The 15,415-nt window shown below is 66.4% G+C and carries 13 protein-coding genes; 3 read left to right on the top strand and 10 right to left on the bottom strand.

Annotation, left to right across the window (positions count from 1 at the left end; all coding sequences use genetic code 11):
• Positions 1 to 101: 101 nt before the first annotated feature.
• Complete coding sequence (locus DSM104440_RS01355; RefSeq protein ID WP_171160069.1) at positions 102 to 1,064, top strand: integron integrase; 963 nt, start codon at positions 102 to 104, stop codon at positions 1,062 to 1,064.
• Here DSM104440_RS01355 and DSM104440_RS01350 read toward each other — a convergent pair.
• The 6 genes from DSM104440_RS01350 to DSM104440_RS01325 all read right to left on the bottom strand — a co-directional run bounded on the left by DSM104440_RS01350 (position 1,061) and on the right by DSM104440_RS01325 (position 6,450).
• Entirely contained in the window at positions 1,061 to 1,339 is a 279-nt protein-coding gene (locus tag DSM104440_RS01350) for a hypothetical protein (RefSeq protein WP_171160067.1), read from the bottom strand. The genes DSM104440_RS01355 and DSM104440_RS01350 overlap by 4 nt on opposite strands.
• Complete coding sequence (locus tag DSM104440_RS01345) at positions 1,336 to 2,376, bottom strand: MBL fold metallo-hydrolase (protein ID WP_171160065.1); 1,041 nt, start codon at positions 2,374 to 2,376, stop codon at positions 1,336 to 1,338. The genes DSM104440_RS01350 and DSM104440_RS01345 overlap by 4 nt, the downstream gene beginning before the upstream one ends.
• Positions 2,376 to 3,284 carry a fructosamine kinase family protein gene (locus DSM104440_RS01340; protein ID WP_171160063.1) on the bottom strand — a complete coding sequence of 303 codons (909 nt, stop codon included), beginning with the start codon at positions 3,282 to 3,284 and terminating at the stop codon, positions 2,376 to 2,378. The genes DSM104440_RS01345 and DSM104440_RS01340 overlap by 1 nt, the downstream gene beginning before the upstream one ends.
• Positions 3,285 to 4,463 carry a cystathionine beta-lyase gene (gene metC, locus DSM104440_RS01335; protein ID WP_171160060.1) on the bottom strand — a complete coding sequence of 393 codons (1,179 nt, stop codon included), beginning with the start codon at positions 4,461 to 4,463 and terminating at the stop codon, positions 3,285 to 3,287.
• Positions 4,460 to 4,897, bottom strand: a complete 438-nt coding sequence (locus DSM104440_RS01330; protein WP_212758160.1) for a copper chaperone PCu(A)C — start codon at positions 4,895 to 4,897, stop codon at positions 4,460 to 4,462. The genes metC and DSM104440_RS01330 overlap by 4 nt, the downstream gene beginning before the upstream one ends.
• 212 nt (positions 4,898 to 5,109) lie before the next feature.
• Complete coding sequence (locus tag DSM104440_RS01325) at positions 5,110 to 6,450, bottom strand: NAD(P)H-dependent oxidoreductase (RefSeq protein ID WP_171160058.1); 1,341 nt, start codon at positions 6,448 to 6,450, stop codon at positions 5,110 to 5,112.
• A 123-nt stretch (positions 6,451 to 6,573) separates the two neighbouring features.
• Here DSM104440_RS01325 and DSM104440_RS01320 point away from each other — a divergent pair, with 123 nt between their 5' ends.
• Positions 6,574 to 10,641, top strand: a complete 4,068-nt coding sequence (locus DSM104440_RS01320) for a sensor domain-containing protein (RefSeq protein ID WP_171160056.1) — start codon at positions 6,574 to 6,576, stop codon at positions 10,639 to 10,641.
• Positions 10,642 to 10,804: 163 nt separating this feature from the next.
• On the opposite strand, the gene DSM104440_RS01315 is transcribed toward DSM104440_RS01320, so the two are convergent.
• The 4 genes from DSM104440_RS01315 to DSM104440_RS01300 form a co-directional block, all read right to left on the bottom strand.
• The gene (locus DSM104440_RS01315; RefSeq protein ID WP_171160054.1) at positions 10,805 to 12,103 is read right to left on the bottom strand and encodes an ATP-binding protein; all 1,299 of its coding nucleotides are present in this window, start codon (positions 12,101 to 12,103) and stop codon (positions 10,805 to 10,807) included.
• Between the two features lies 1 nt (position 12,104).
• Positions 12,105 to 12,845, bottom strand: a complete 741-nt coding sequence (locus DSM104440_RS01310; RefSeq protein WP_171160052.1) for a response regulator — start codon at positions 12,843 to 12,845, stop codon at positions 12,105 to 12,107.
• A gap of 90 nt (positions 12,846 to 12,935) precedes the next feature.
• Positions 12,936 to 13,583: a superoxide dismutase gene (locus DSM104440_RS01305; RefSeq protein WP_171160050.1), complete on the bottom strand. Its 648-nt coding sequence runs from the start codon at positions 13,581 to 13,583 to the stop codon at positions 12,936 to 12,938.
• Between the two features lie 67 nt (positions 13,584 to 13,650).
• The gene (locus tag DSM104440_RS01300; RefSeq protein ID WP_171160048.1) at positions 13,651 to 13,998 is read right to left on the bottom strand and encodes a hypothetical protein; all 348 of its coding nucleotides are present in this window, start codon (positions 13,996 to 13,998) and stop codon (positions 13,651 to 13,653) included.
• 178 nt (positions 13,999 to 14,176) lie between these two features.
• On the opposite strand from DSM104440_RS01300, the gene DSM104440_RS01295 reads away from it, so the two are divergent.
• On the top strand, positions 14,177 to 15,310 hold the full coding sequence (locus tag DSM104440_RS01295; protein WP_171160047.1) for an AI-2E family transporter: 1,134 nt from the start codon (positions 14,177 to 14,179) through the stop codon (positions 15,308 to 15,310).
• Positions 15,311 to 15,415: the final 105 nt, after the last annotated feature.

Below are 15,415 nucleotides of genomic sequence, written 5' to 3'. Positions count from 1 at the left end.
AGTCTTTCTCACGCCATTAGTTTACTGCTGTCGCGGGGTTCAACGCAGCCCGGAAAGGTGGCGGTCGTCAACGTGTTTTTCACCGCCCCCGTTCTTGCTTCATGTCCTCCCCACCCCGCCTCCTCGACCAGGTGCGCACCCGCATCCGGACGCTGCACTACAGCATCCGCACCGAACGCACCTACGCGCACTGGATCAAGAGGTTCATCGTGTTCCACCGAATGCGCCATCCCGCTGACATGGGCGCCGAGGAGATTACGGCTTTCCTCTCCGCGCTCGCCGAGGAGCGCAACGTCGCCGCCTCCACGCAGAACCAGGCGCTCTCGGCCCTCCTCTTCCTCTACAAGGAGGTGCTCGCCGTTGAGCTGCCGTGGCTCAACGAGATCCGCCGCGCGAAGAAGCCCGCCCGCCTGCCCACGGTGCTCACGCACGCGGAGGTGCGCACGCTGCTCGCGCACATCGACGGCATGCACGGCCTCATGGCTCGCCTGCTCTACGGCACGGGCATGCGGTTGATGGAGTGCGTGCGGCTGCGGGTGAAGGATCTCGAGCTCGAACGCCGCGAGGTGCTCGTGCGCCAGGGCAAGGGCGGGCGCGATCGCGTCACCGTACTTCCCGAGGCGCTGGTGGAACCGTTGCGCATTCACCTCAAGACCATCCACGAGTGGTATCTCGCAGACCGCTCCGATGGCATCGCGGGCGTGGAGCTCCCGCACGCCTACGCGCGCAAGAACCCGAAGGCGGCGACGCAGTGGGCGTGGCACTGGGTGTTCGCAGCCCACGAGCTCTCGATCGATCCGCGCACCGGGCAGCGGCGCCGCCATCACCTCCACGAACAGACGTTGCAGCGCGCGGTATCGCGGGCATCGGCACGCGCGAACATCGCCAAGGCCGTCTCCACGCACACGCTGCGTCACAGCTTCGCAACACATCTCATGGAGGCGGGCTACGACATCCGAACCGTGCAGGAGCTGCTGGGCCACAAGGACGTGAGCACCACGATGATCTACACCCACGTGCTCAACCGCGGCGGGCGCGGCGTGGTGAGCCCGCTCGACCGCTAGATCCCCGTCACCTTCCAGAGGATCACGATTCCCACCTGTGCGGCCGGCAGCAGTAGTCCGATGAAGAACGAGCGGATCACGTGCTGTGCCGTGCTCTTTTCGGGTTTGCTCTTGATGAGCGCCCAGTTGCCCAGCGCAGTAATCGGAATGCCCATCACGCCGAGCAACATATTCCCGAGGCCCAGGAACGAGCCGTTGGTGGGGATGATGGCCGTGACGTACGTCACGATCACCTGCATCACGAACACCAGTCCGATACCGAGCCAGTATTTCATTTCGTCCTCGCCTGGTCGTATGCCGCGGCGACGGCCGGGCCGGCGACGTAGCTCTTGAAGATGAATGCCTTCTGCGCCGAGTCGCCCGCGAACGCGCGCTGGAACTCCGCGAGGTCCACGCTCTTTCGCGTTTGCTCGAGCGACTCGCCTCGCGCGACCGCGGCGGCCACCTGCTTCGTGATGGATTCGAGCATCCGCACCATCAGCTTCGGTTGCCGGTCGTCCGTGAGCACGGGCCCGTGGCCCGGCACGATCGCCTTGGGGCGCAATGCGATCAGCTTCTCGAGTGTGGCGGCGTATTGCGAAGGCAGCGACGTGCTTCCCACGAGCGGCACGGGCGACACGATGAGATCGCCGGAAATGACAATGCCTTCCACCGGCAGATGCACGATCAGGTCCGCGCGCGAGTGGCCGGGCCCGAGGTGGCGGATATCGATCGTGCGGGCGCCGCGCGTGAGGGTCATGCGCTCCTCGATTCCCAGCGTCGGCAGCACCATGGGTGTGCCCGGCGCTTCGGTGGCGAACCGTTCGATGAGCTCCGCATCGCTCGTGAAGCCGGCCACCTCCTCGTCGGTCATCGACTCGCCGGCGAAGTTCTTGCGCACCTCGAGCATGTTGCGCAGGCGCCTGGCGAGCACGGGTGCGGCTTCGAGGTAGCTCTTGCGATTCGCTTCCCCTGTGCCCGCCATGTCGGCGCGCGCGGTCGCATGCGCCACGATCTCCAGTCCCGGATACGCTTCGCGCCACGTGGCATTGCCCGTCACGTGATCGGTGTGCCAGTGCGTGTTCACGAGATAACGGACGGGCTTCGTCGTGATCGAGCGCAGCGCGGCGATGGACTCCTTCGCGGCCGTCGGCGTTCCGTTCGCATCGACCACGACGACGTCCTCGTCGTTCACGATGAACACCACGTTCGCCTCGAACATGATCCCGGGCGGCTCGGTGCGGATGGACGCGATGACGCCGGGTGCAACGGTTTCGAGCTTGAAGCCGGCGTTTGCGACGGTGACGAAGAGGAACAGCAGCAGGTAGCGCATCAGCGGATCTCCGCGAGCAGGCGCTCGACACGTTGCTCGGCGTCGCGCACGTAGTTGCCGCCGAACAGGTTCGCGTGGTTGAGCACGTGATACAGGTTGTAGAGGTCGCGGCGCACCGGGTAGCCATCGTCGAGCGGCCAGGCGTTGCGATAGGCGGCCTTGAAGTCCGGAGGAAAGCCGCCGAAGAGCTCGGTCATCGCGAGGTCGGCTTCGCGATCGCCGTGATAGACCGCCGGATCGAAGACCGCGGGCGCGCCGTCGGCGAGCTCGGACGCGTTGCCGCTCCACAGGTCGCCGTGCAGCAGCGAGGGAATCGGACGGTAGCTCGTGAAGAACGCATCGCAGTCGGTCACCAGGCGTTCGCCACGGTGGATCATCTTCGAGGGCAGCTTGTTGTGCGCCGCGAGCCGCAGCTGCGCGTGCAGCCGGTTCAACTTCCAGAAGCGCACCCAGTCGTTGTCCTGGTCGTTCACCTGCGGGCTCGAGCCGATGAAATTGTCGCGGGGCCAGCCGCAGCGAACGACGGTCGTGCGATGCAGTTGCGCAAGGGCTACGCCGAGGGCAGCGCCGCTCGCGGGTGACAGGGGCGCGAGGTCGAGCCATTCGAGGATGAGGTACGCGTGGTCTTCTCCCCTGCCATGCGTGATCGGTTTCGGCACGCGCACCGCGCCGGTCTTCGCGAGCGCCGCGAGCCCATCGGCCTCGGCCGCGAACATCGCCGCGTGTTCCTCGGTGTTCACTTTCACGAACCACGCGCGCTTCTCGCCGCTGGCTTCACCGTCGATGCGGCTCGCGCGATGGATGCAGCCGCCGGAGACCGCGCTCGCATCCGTGATCGTGACGACCTCCTCCAGCGCATCGGTGAGGGCCGACGCGAGCGAAGTGCGCAGCGCCGCGTCGAGGTGCATCTAGCCCAGCTTCTCGAGGCCGCGCTCGAGATCGGCGATCAGGTCCGCGGGATCCTCGAGGCCGATCTGCAGGCGAACGAGCGGACCGCCCTTCCATGGCGTGGCCGTGCGGATGCTCCGGAGATTGGACGGCATCACGAGGCTCTCGAAGCCGCCCCACGAAAAGCCGAGCCCGAAGAGCTCGAGGCTTTCGACGAACGCGGCCACCTTCTCCCGCGGCGTGTCGACGAGCTCGATCGCGAAGAGACCCGCCGCGCCGGTGAAGTCGCGCTTCCACAGCACGTGCCCCGGGTCGGATGGCAGCGCCGGGTGCAGCACGCGCTTCACCTTCGGGTGCGACGCGAGCTTCGTGGCGATCTCGATGCCGGAAGCCTGGTGCGTGCGCAGGCGCACTTCCATCGTCCGCATGCCGCGAAGCGCCAGGAAGATGTCGTCGGGGCTCGCGTTCTGCCCGAGGTCGCGCGCGACGTCTCGCAGCGAAGGCCAGTACTTCTCGTTCGCGACCACCGCACCGATCAGAACGTCGGAGTGCCCGCCCGGATACTTGGTCGCCGCCTGCACGACGAGGTCCGCGCCATGTTCGAACGACTTGAAGAAAAGCCCGGTCGCCCAGGTGTTGTCGTGGATCACCGCGGCGCCGTGCGCGTGTGCGACCTTCGCGATGGCCGGGAAGTCCTGCACCTCGAACGTGTGCGACCCCGGGCTCTCGAGATACACGCACTTCGTGTTGGGCTTCATCAGCCTCTCGATGCCGGCGCCGATGAGCGGGTCGTAGTACGTGGTCTCGATGCCGTAGCGCTTGAGCGTGCGGTCGCACACGCGCCGCGCCGGACCGTAGACGCTGTCGACCATGAGGACGTGATCGCCGGTCTTCAGCGCCGCCAGCAACGCGACGGCGTTCGCGGCCAGGCCCGAGGGCAGCGTCACCGCGCGGTAACCGCCTTCGATCTCCACCATCAGCTCCTCGAACGCGGCGCGCAGCGGCATGTTCGCGATGCCGTACGTCGGCACCACTTCGTCGGCGTCGAAGCGCTTCTGGATGTCGTCGAGATCGGCGAGGCTTTCGAACAGGACGGTGGAGGCGCGCGCCACCGGCAGGTTCACGGTGCCGGGCGACTTCTTCGCGCTGCGGCCCGCGTGCGCGAGCTTCGTGCGCGTGGTGAGGCCCTTCGACTTCATCGGCCGCGCACCGTGGCGCCGACTTCCAGCTCGGAGCGTTTGCCTTCCTTGTCCTCGAGGACGAGCGTCATGCGCACGTTGTCGCCCTTGGCGAGCGGCTTGGCGACCTCCATCAGCATGAGGTGCTTGCCGCCGGGCGCGAGCTCCACCCACTTGCCGGCCGGCAGCTCGAGCGCCTTGATCTCGTGCATCTCCATCACGTCGCCCTTCATCTTCATCTCGTGGATCTCGGCCACCTTCGCCGCGGAGGTCTTCACGGCCACGAGCTTCGCGCCCTTTTCGCTCTTCAGCTTCATGTATGCGCCGGTGGTCTGCTGCGCGGGCACGGTCGCGCGGACCCAGGGATCCTCGACGGAGGTTTGGGCAAGGGCGGCGCCGGGTTCGAAGGCGCTGACAAGCGCGACGACGGAAAGTGCGAACAGAGTCGATCTCACGGCGGGTCCTTGACGTTTCTCTCGTTACTTCGATTTTTCTCTTGTTGCTTCAGGTGCAACTCGCGCTACACCGCAAATCCCCGTTTGCATTCGGCTGATCCGCGGGATCAGTCAAATGATCCAGGGGATCCATGAAGTGATCCAGGGTATCAATTGGATGATCCCGTGGATCAGCCGAATGCAAAGTGCCTTTCAGCACGTCTCCGCGCGCGCTAGCAATAGTCACCGGCTTCCATCTCCTTCCTGATCTTCACCGCCTGCGCCGTCGCATCGAACTCCACGTCGTCCCAGCTCACCGGAGCCCCCGCACCGATCGCGCGCTTCAGCTTCACCTTGTGCGCGAGCCCGATCGGCAATCCGCGCACGGCGAGCGAATCCTTCGCACTCATGAGCTTGCCCCACACCGTGAAGCCGCCTTCACCATCGAGCATCTCGCCTGCCTTCAACGCGCGCTTGGTGGTTGCAACCACGTCGCCGCGCCACCCGGTGGCCGCACCGGTGGCCTCACCTCGAAGCGCGGCACTCGCGACACTGATGCCGAGTTCCAGCCCGATCAGGTGCGAGGGCTTGTACATCGCGGCATATTCACCGGTTTCGTCGGTGACGATGCCGTACTCGCTGAAGCAGTGGCGCACGTAGTCGTGCTCCGCTGCGAAAGTCACGTACACGCCCCAGCGGAGATCCCGGAACACGGGCCGCCCGTCGCGCTCGAGGCTGGAGATCACTTCCACCTGGCCGGCGTGATGAAGCGATCCACCCTCGGCGGAAGGACGCAGCACGCGCGGAAGATCGTCGACGCCGCAGGGCGGAAAGATGAGCCCCCCAGGCGCGGGCGTGAGACCCGTGGCGTTGGCGACCGCGGCCATCTCGATGCCGCTCTTGGTGCCATCCAGGAATGAATTGAACATCTGCGCGTTGAAATCGCCCGCGGCCACGCGCTCCTCGCTGAATCCGTAGTGGCCCCAGACCGTGTGCGGCGTGGAGGCGTGATACGCGGGCAGGTACTTCGTGCCCTTGCCGGCGGCGACGACGCGGAAGCCTGCGGTGCGCGCCCAGTCGACGAGCTCGCAGATGAGCGCGGGCTGGTCGCCGTACGCGAGCGAATAGACGATCCCCGCCTCACGCGCGCGGCGCGCCAGCAGGGGACCGGCGAGCGCGTCTGCCTCCACGTTCACCATCACGATGTGCTTTCGATTCGCACAGCACGCGAGCACGTGCGCGATGCCCGCCGCGGGGCTGCCGGTGGCGTCGATCACGACTTCCGTTGCGGGGTGCGCGATCGCAGCGGCAGCATCGTCGGTGACGCAGGTGGTGCCGTTCTTCGCCGCATCGTCGAGCGTGCGCGCCCCATAGCGTTCGGCCTTCCAGCCGGTGCGGGCAAGCGAGGCATGCGCGCGCGGTGGATCGAGATCCACGACCGCGAGGACGTGGATTCCTGCCGTGCGCCGCGCCTGCGAAAGGTACATCGATCCGAACTTTCCGGCGCCGATGAGGACCACGCGCACCGGGCGCTTCGCGCGTTCGCGTTCTTCGAGCAATCGGTGCAGGTTCATGGGAGCAGCGCGATTTCCGGTTTGCAGGTACGTTACGGTTGCAAAGCCGCAGCGGGGAATCGCGGCAGGTCGCTGTGCAGTGCAGCACAGAGTTTAGCGCCCTGCCCTCTCAAAATGCACGCCATGGACACGACTCGCAAGACGCCCGGACCGGGACAGGACGCCCGGCTCGAGTTCCTGCGTCCCGGCCTCGACTCGGTCGGGCTGCCGGTGTGCATCCTCGATTCGCAGTTGGTATACCACTACGTGAACCAGGCGTACTGCCGGTTCTACGGCCTCCCCATGGAAAGCTTCCTCGGCCGCAACCCCGAGGAGGTGTTCGGCAAGCCGCTCGCCGATGCGCAGAGGGTCCGGCTGCGGCGTGCATCCGACGGCGACATCACGAGCTTCGACCGCGAAGTGATCAACGGCCCCAGCGTTGGGCGCTGGGTTCGCGCGCACTACTTCCCGGTCCAGCTCGGCAACGACGTGACGGCGGCCCTCGTGGTGCTGATGGATATCCAGCACCTGAAGGACACCGAGGCGCGGCTCGCGCAGCGCACGCACCAGCTCGAGTCGGTCACCGAGAACGTCGGGCTGCCGATGTCCTATATCGACGCCGAGCGCCGCTTCGTCTTCACCAACCAGCCGGGCCTCGACTGGATGCCCGGCTGCACGCGCGAGAACGTGATCGGCAAGCGGCTCGACGAAGTCTTCTCGGCCGAAGTCATCGACCTCGTGCGGCCGCACTTCGAGCGCGCGCTCGCCGGCGAGCCGGTCGTCTACGAACGCCAGGGCACCGCACCGGACGGGCGCAAGCGCTGGATTCGCGTGCACCTCGTGCCCGATGTCGACGCGCGGGACAAGACGCAGGGCCTCTACGCGATCGTCATCGACATCGACGACGACCACAAGCTGCGCGAGGCGCTGAGCGCGCAGGAAGCGCAGTTCCGCTACTTCGCCGAGAACCTGCCCGGCCCCACGGCGTTCGTCGGTCCCGATTTCCGCTATCGCTTCGCGAACAAGGTGTTCCTGCGCACGCGCGGGCTGCCCGCGGAGGAAATCGTCGGCCACCACGTCGGCGACGTCATGGGACCGGACCTCGCCAAGGATTACGTCGCGCCGTTCATCGAGCGTCTCAAGCGCGGCGAGCCGTGCGAGTACGAGCGGCTCGTGGGCAGCGGCGACAAGCCGCCGCGCTGGCATCTCGTGCGGCTCGTTCCCATCCGCAATGCCGCGGGCGAGTTCGACGGCTACTACATCGTCGGCACCGACATCCACGACATTCGCGTTGCCGAAGAGCAGCTGCGCCTCTTCACCGAGAACATTCCCGAGTCGATCGCCCACGTGGCCGCCGACCGGCGCTACCTCTACGTGAACAAGGCATTCGCGACGTATCACGGCAAGCCGCGCGAGGAGATCATCGGCCGCACGACCGAGGAGGTGCTCGGCGAGGAGTTCATGAACCGCCACGGGGGCACCCTCAAGAACGCCCTTGAACGCGGCGAGCCTGGAACGTACGAGCGCCTCGCGGAGCGCGGTGGCGAGGATCGCTGGGTCCACGTCACGGTCGTCCCGCAGAAGGACGCCGAAGGCCGCGTGCTCGGCGTGTATTCCGTCGGGCACGACATCCATGCGCTGAAGACCGCGCAGGAGGCGATCGCCGCGCAGGAAGAGGAATTGCGGTTCTTCGCGGAGAACATCCCCGAAGCGATCGTGTACATGGATAACGAGAAGGGGTGCACGTTCGCCAACAACGTGTTCCTCGCCACGCGCGGGTTCACGCGCGAGTTCGCGATGGGCAAGTTCCCCGAGGATGTGTATCCGCCCGAGATGCTCGCGCTCCTGAGGCCGCACATCACCTCGGCCCTTTCGGGGGAGCCGAGCAGCTTCGAGCGCGTCCATCGCCTGCCAGACGGCACCGAGCGATGGGTCCGCACCACGATCGCGCCGCGCTACGGCCACGACGGCCGCGTGATGGGCTACTACGTCGTCAGTATCGACATCAACGACGTGAAGGTCGCGCAGCAGGTGATCGCCGAAAAGGAGCGCGAGCTGCGCCAGGTGATCGATTCCATTCCGACGCCGATGGTCTATTGCGACCACGAGGGCCGCTACCGGTACGTGAACGATGCGTTCCTCTCGTACATCGGGCTGGAAGCGAACCAGGTGATCGGGCATTCCGTGCGCGAGCTCCTCGGCGAGGACCGCTGGAGCCTCTTCTCGCCGAGCCTCGAGCGCGTGCGCGCCGGCGAAAGCCTGCAGGTCGAGCGCCTCATTCGCTTCGCCGACGGCCGCACGCGCTGGATGAACGTGCGCCTCACGCCGCGCGTCGATGCCGACGGGCGCTTCCTCGGCCACTACGCGACGTCCTCGGACATCCACGAACAGAAGATGGTCGAGCAGGAGCTGCGCCGCACGAACACGATGCTCTCGGCGCACTTCGACAACACGCCGCTCGCGGTGATCGAGTGGGATACGGATTTCCGCGTCGTGCGCTGGTCGGGCCAGGCTGAACAGATCTTCGGCTGGAGTGCCACCGAAGCGCTGGGGCGCTCGGCCAAGAGCTGGCGCCTCGTCTACGAAGAGGACGCGGCGAGCGTCGAGGCCGTGATCTCGAGGCTCTTCTCCGGTGCCGAGCCCCACGGAACGCTCCTCAACCGCAACTATCGCAAGGATGGCTCGGTGATCTGGGTCGAGTGGCACAACTCGGCCCTGCGCGACGAAGCCAACCGCGTCATCTCCGTGCTCTCGCTCGCCCAGGACGTGTCCTCGCGCATCCAGGCCGAGGAGCGCCTGCAGTTCATGGCAACGCACGACGGACTCACGGGCCTGCCCAACCGCGTGCTGTTGAACGACCGCCTCGACGGCGCGCTTGCCCGCGCGCGGCGTGCGAAGCGGCGCGTGGCGGTGATGTTCCTCGACCTCGATCACTTCAAGGACGTGAACGACACGCTCGGCCACCGCGTGGGCGACCTCGTGCTGAAGGAGCTCTCGCGCCGCTTGCGCGCCACGCTTCGCCAGTCGGACCTGCTCGCGCGCATCTCCGGCGACGAATTCGTGATGGTGCTCGAGGACCTGCCGAGCAACGAGACGCACGAGCGCATCGCGGGCAAGGTGCTCGACGAAGCACGGCGCGTCTTCTCCGTCGAAGGCAACGAGGTGCACGTGAGTGCCAGCCTCGGACTCGCGGTGTATCCCGAGGATGGCAACGACGGCGAGATGCTGCTCAAGAACGCAGATGCCGCGATGTACGCCGCGAAGGAACTCGGCCGCAACAACTTCCGCCTCTATTCCGCGGAGCTCGCCGCGCGCCGCATCCGTCGCCTCGAAATGGAATCGGGCTTGCGCCGCGCCCTCGAACGCGGCGAGCTCGAGCTCTACTACCAGCCGATCGTCGACCTCGAGACGGGCGCGGTGAAGCGCGCCGAAGCGCTGCTGCGCTGGCAGGAACCCGATCGCGGCCTCGTGCTGCCCGGGACCTTCCTGCCGCTCGCGGAAGAATCGGGCCTCGGCCACGAGGTCGGCAACTGGGTCTTCGAGACCGCATGCCGCCAGGCGCGCGCGTGGCGCGACGCGGGGCTCGGCGACATCGTCTGCTGCGTGAACATCTCGCCCAGCCAGCTGCGCGATTCATCGCTCGTCCCGGTGCTGAAGCGCCTGCTCGCGCGCGCCGGTTGCGAAGCCGCGTGGGTGCAGCTCGAAATCACCGAGACGAGCATGGTGCGCGACCTCGAAAGTGTCGGTGCGACGCTCTCGAAGCTGCGCGCTCTCGGCGTGAAGATCGCGATCGACGACTTCGGCACCGGCTTCTCGAGCCTCTCGCATTTGCGCCACCTCGCGGTGGACACGCTCAAGATCGACAAGACATTCGTGGCGGACATCGACGCGGGCCGCTCCGGCAAGCCGCGCGTGGCCACCGGCAGCACCGCCATCGTCTCCGCCGTCCTCGGCCTCGCCAAGGGCCTGGGCCTCGACGTGGTGGCCGAAGGCATCGAGAAGCCCGAGCAGCTCGCGTTCCTCGCGCGCGCCGGCTGCATCTCCGGCCAGGGCTACCTCTTCTGCGCGCCGCTACCGGCCGCGGAGTTCGAGAAATGGGTGAGGGCGAAGCAGGTGAAGGCGAAGCCCGCGAAGGCGGCGGGGAAAGCGAAGGCCGCGAAGCCGAAGCGCGTCAGTGCGAAGCGATCAGCGAAGGCGAAGAAGGGTTTGTGAGGATTGGGTGTGTGTTTTTTAGCTATAACGTCAAACGTCATACCGTGTCACATTTCTTCGTCGATCTACGCCTGAGCGTCGCTCGCGAAATGTGACACGGTATGACGTTTGACGTTATAGCTAAAAAACACACACCCAATCCTCACAAACCCTCTGCCACGACCTACCAACTGATCGACACCCTCGCGCCGCCGAGCGGCGAATCGGAAATCCTCGCTTCGCCACCGTGCCACTCCGCCACGCTCTTCACGATCGCCAGCCCCAGCCCCACGCCACCGGTCTCGCGGTCGCGGCTGCCTTCCATTCGCGCGAAGGGTTCGAACATCCGCGCGCGTGATTCGGGCGGCACGCCCGGGCCGTCGTCGTCGACGTTGATGATGGTGCGCTCGCCCGAGCGCTCGACGGTGAGGATCACCTTGGTCTTCGCGTAGCGCACGGCATTGCGCACCACGTTGGCGAGTGCCCGCGAGAGGTACTTCGAATCGCAGGAGAACTCCTGCGGCAGGTGGCGCGGCGGCTCGATGGCGACTTCGTGGCCGGAGGCGCGCATCTCGTCCTTCGCGCGGCGGATCACTTCGTCGACCAGCGCTTTCGCGGCAATCTGCTTCGGTTTGTAGGGCGGCGCTTCGCGCAGGCTCGCGAGCAGCAGGAGCTCGTTCACCAGCTCCTCGAGCTCCACGACGTCGCGCTCCATGTCCTTGAAGCGGTTCTCGCGTTCCTGCGGCGTGCCGCTGCTGCGCGCGAGCTCGAGGTCGAACTTGAGCTGCGCGAGCGGCGTGCGCAGCTCGTGCGCAACGCTCTGCTCGAGATCCGAATGCGAGCGCAGCAGCGCCTGCACGCGCTCGGCCATCGTGTTGAACGCGGCGCCGATGGGTTCGAGCATCGAGTTCTTCGCGATCTCCGCGCGCACGTGGAAGTCGCCCAGTCCGACGCGGGAGGTCGCTGCCTTCAATGCCTCGACGTCGCGCCACAGTGGCCGCGCCCATCGATAGAGGATGACGCTCATCGCAAGCGTGACGAGCGCGACGATCAGCGTGTAGTAGATCGCGATGTATTCGTACGCCCCGACCCACTCGATGCGCAGCACGCGGTCGTTGTCGCGGAACTTGCGCATGTAGACCTGGCCGCCTCCGGGCCGGTCGCGCATCGCGATGAGGCCGCCCTCGAGCCGGTCCTTCTCGGAGCTCGACATGAACCAGTCATCCTGCGCGCGTGCGAGCGGCACGATCTGGTGCTCGACGCGGAAGGTGGCCTCGATTTCCTTCAGCCGCCCCTGCCAATCAGGAACGCGGGTGTCCCCGATGATGCGCTCGGCGCGGTCGAAAGCCTGTCCGGCGCGCGCGCGCTGCTGTTCCGCATGCAGTTGCGCCATCACCTGGTCGGTGACGTACATGAAAAAAACAAATGCTGCCGTCGCCGGCAGCATGAGGAAGAGGTAGAGCCGGAAGAAAAGCCGGAGCAACTCAGCCTTCGCCGGTGAAGAGGTACCCCCGCAGGCGCACTGTCTTGATCATCGACTCCGCGCCACCCGCATCGGCGAGCTTGCGGCGCAGGCGGCAGATGCGCGCGTCGATGGAACGGTCCAGGCCGTCGTAGTCGATGCCGCGAACGACGCGAAGGATCTCGTCGCGCGTGACCACGTTGCCCTGGCGCGAGGCCAGCAGCCAGAGAATGTCGAAGTCGCCGGTGGTGAGCTCGACGGCCTTGCGATCGACGGCGGCGGTGCGGCGGCCGGCATCGATGGACAGGCGGCCCGCGGCGATGCGCGCGCTGCGTTGTTCGGGAGCTGCGGTACGAGCGCGGCGCAGGATGGCTTCGATGCGCGCGAGCAGCACGCGCGGCTCCACGGGCTTCACGACGTAATCGTCGGCGCCCATTTCGAGGCCCAGCACCTGGTCGATGTCCTCGCCCTTGGCGGTGAGGATGAGGATCGGCGTGCGGTCGGAGCGGCGAATCTCGCGGCAGACCGTGAGGCCATCCTTGTTGGGAAGCATGAGGTCGAGCAGCACGATGTCGGGCCGCAGGCGCTCGAGGCGCTCGGCAACGGCGGCGCCATCGCCTTCGACGAAGACTTCGAGGTTGTGGTTCTCGAGGTAGTCGCGAATGGAACCTGCGAGACGAGCGTTGTCCTCGACGAGCAGCACGCGGCAGCGTCGCACCGCGGCGGCGGGACTGGCAGAGCGGGAAAGGGCCTCGACTTGCATCGGCGCATCCTCCGGTGACGTAACCGAAGAATACTCTACGCCCCGTACCCCCCCGGGCGGTGACGTTTCTTGCCTAACCTTGCAGGTTTGTTACAACCCCCCGCGTTTCGCGACAACGTCCCAGTCGGTCACCATCGTGAGTACCGCGCGCGCATAGGCTTCGCGCCGCTCGTGGTAATCGAGGTAGTAGGCGTGCTCCCAGACGTCGAGCGCCATGAGGGGCGTCACGTCGGTGGTGAGCGGGGTGCCCGCGTTGGGCGTGCTCGTGATCTCGAGGTGCCGGCCGCGCAAGCTGAGCCAGGCCCAGCCGCTGCCGAAACGCTCGAGCGCGAACTTCACGATCTCGTCGCACATCTTGTCCATCGAGCCGAATTCGGCCGCGATGAGATCCTGCAGCGCACCCGGAATCTTGCGCGGCCCCGGCGACTTCAGGTTGTGGAAGAAGAACGTGTGGTTCCACACCTGGGCCGCGTTGTTGAAGATCTCGCGCTTGTCGGGATCGGCCGCGGTCTTGCGGATCAGCTCCTCGAGGCTCAGCTCCGCGAGCGGCGAACCTTCGACGAGCTTGTTCAGCTTCTTCACGTAGCCGCGGTGATGCTTCTGGTGGTGCAGCTCCACCGCGCCTTTGGAAATCACGGGCTCGAGCGCATCGGCCGCCCAGGGAAGCGGGGGCAGCGAGAACGTCCCTTCTTCTGCGTCGCCCTCGGGCGCGCGGAATGCGCGTTCAGCGGCACTCATGGGTAGGCCCGTGGGCGCTGTTGCTGCGGCGCCGGATAGATCGCTCGTTTCACCACAGTGCTTCTCCTTAGATCCACGCGACCTTCGGTGCCTTGGGCACGACGGCCGACGACTTCTTGAAAGCGGGGCTGGAATGATTGTTCCCATGACCCGCTTCGGGCATGGCGGTGTTTTCCTTCGGCTTCGTGAGCGTTTCCAGCGGCTTGGTCGCGGCCGAATCGCGCGACTCCGGCCCGGCCTGGGGCGCCGCGGGCGGCGGCATGTTGTTGGGCTGCATGACCGTGTCGGCCGGGTTCGGCGCGACGGCGGTCCGGGTCGCGGCCGACTTCACGGTCGTTTCCGGGCGGTACTCGCAGGCGGTCGCGAAAACGGAGAGAACGAAGCCGGCGGCAAGCAGGTGTTGGATGGGTGTCATTGTCCTTCTCCCTTCATTCGACTTCGGCCGAACGTTTCGACCGATCTGCAGCCAAATTACGTTCCGGGGCCATGGGCAACCATCGGACGCCCACGCGCGCCCGGGTAGGAAGCCGCTGACAGCGGAGCGCGGACAACGCCGATGGGACGGTCTTTTGCAAAACGTTCCAATGTCAGCCATGGAAACCGACCGCAAGCTGCTTTGGCCCGTGTGGATCCTCGCAGGCCTGGGCGCGATTGCCCTGCTCTACGTGGCGCACGACTTCTTCATCCCCCTGCTCGTGGGGATCGTGCTCACTTATATGTTGCGTCCCGCCGTGGACGCCCTGGTCTCGATCCGCCTGCCGCGGACCCTGGCCTCCATCGTCGTCGTCGGGATCACCACCGCCGCGTGTGCGTGGGGCATCTACTCGCTCGCCGACGAGGCCACGCAGTTGCTCGAGACCCTGCCCAAGGCGGTGCGCACCGTGCGCGTCGCGATCCAGGACGGCCGCGCCGAACAGCCCGCCGCTATATCAAAGGTGCGCGAAGCGGCCAACGAGCTCGACAAGGCGGCAGCCGCGGCCACGGGCCAACGAGCGCCGTCGTCGCAGGCGCCATCCTCGACGCCGTCAGTCGGCTCGCGCCTGCAGGAATACATGGTCGCGAAGGGAATCTCTTTCTTCTTCCTGCTGGGGCAAGCGCTCTTCGCGCTGCTGCTCGCAACGTACCTGCTCAGCGAAGGCGACACGTTCAAGCGAAAGATGCTCACCGTCGTGGGCCCCTCGCTCACCAACCGCAAGGTGATCCTGCGGATCCTCGATGACATCGACCGCCAGATCCAGCGCCACATGCTCTCGGTGTGCGCGGCCAATGCGCTGATCGGTTTCGCGACCGCCGGGATCTTCGCGATGCTCGGGATGGAGAACCCCGTGCTCTGGGGCGTGCTCTCCGCGCTCTTTCACTTCATCCCTTATGTCGGGCAGGCGATCATCACGGGCTTCAGCACGGCCGCGGCCTACCTGCAGTTCGGGGAGGTCAGCATGGCCCTGGCCGTCATGGGCACGACGCTTGCGATCTCGATCGTGATCGGCACGGTGCTGATGACGTGGCTGCAGAGCAGGGCCTCGCGCGTGAACACGACGCTCCTCTTTGTCGTGATGCTCTTCCTCGGCTGGCTCTGGGGTGCGTGGGGCCTGGTGCTCGCATCGCCCGTGATCGCGATTGTAAAAAGTATCTGCGATCACGTGCCCGCATTCGCTCCCGCGGCGGCGTTTCTCGCCGCGGACAAGGTCCCCGAACCCGCGGAGCCCGCCGAGTCCCCCGCCGCGTAGGACATCGCCCACCGGGCTTTCCGATTCGTCTGACGGTGGGAAACCCCTCACCCGCCCAAACTGGGTGTTACGCGCAGTGTGGCCGACGTGCCCCAGCGCCTCATC

Origin of the sequence: Usitatibacter palustris (genome assembly GCF_013003985.1) — a bacterium.
GTDB lineage: Bacteria > Pseudomonadota > Gammaproteobacteria > Burkholderiales > Usitatibacteraceae > Usitatibacter > Usitatibacter palustris.
This window is presented reverse-complemented; position numbering and strand designations above follow the sequence as displayed.

Excerpts from the sequence above, each read along its gene's own strand:
- DSM104440_RS01355 (WP_171160069.1), top strand. The coding sequence starts at position 102 with ATGTCCTCCCCACCCCGCCTCCTCGACCAGGTGCGCACCCGCATCCGG.
- DSM104440_RS01350 (WP_171160067.1), bottom strand. The coding sequence starts at position 1,339 with ATGAAATACTGGCTCGGTATCGGACTGGTGTTCGTGATGCAGGTGATC.
- DSM104440_RS01345 (WP_171160065.1), bottom strand. The coding sequence starts at position 2,376 with ATGCGCTACCTGCTGCTGTTCCTCTTCGTCACCGTCGCAAACGCCGGC.
- DSM104440_RS01340 (WP_171160063.1), bottom strand. The coding sequence starts at position 3,284 with ATGCACCTCGACGCGGCGCTGCGCACTTCGCTCGCGTCGGCCCTCACC.
- metC (WP_171160060.1), bottom strand. The coding sequence starts at position 4,463 with ATGAAGTCGAAGGGCCTCACCACGCGCACGAAGCTCGCGCACGCGGGC.
- DSM104440_RS01325 (WP_171160058.1), bottom strand. The coding sequence starts at position 6,450 with ATGAACCTGCACCGATTGCTCGAAGAACGCGAACGCGCGAAGCGCCCG.
- DSM104440_RS01320 (WP_171160056.1), top strand. The coding sequence starts at position 6,574 with ATGGACACGACTCGCAAGACGCCCGGACCGGGACAGGACGCCCGGCTC.
- DSM104440_RS01310 (WP_171160052.1), bottom strand. The coding sequence starts at position 12,845 with ATGCAAGTCGAGGCCCTTTCCCGCTCTGCCAGTCCCGCCGCCGCGGTG.
- DSM104440_RS01305 (WP_171160050.1), bottom strand. The coding sequence starts at position 13,583 with ATGAGTGCCGCTGAACGCGCATTCCGCGCGCCCGAGGGCGACGCAGAA.
- DSM104440_RS01300 (WP_171160048.1), bottom strand. The coding sequence starts at position 13,998 with ATGACACCCATCCAACACCTGCTTGCCGCCGGCTTCGTTCTCTCCGTT.
- DSM104440_RS01295 (WP_171160047.1), top strand. The coding sequence starts at position 14,177 with ATGGAAACCGACCGCAAGCTGCTTTGGCCCGTGTGGATCCTCGCAGGC.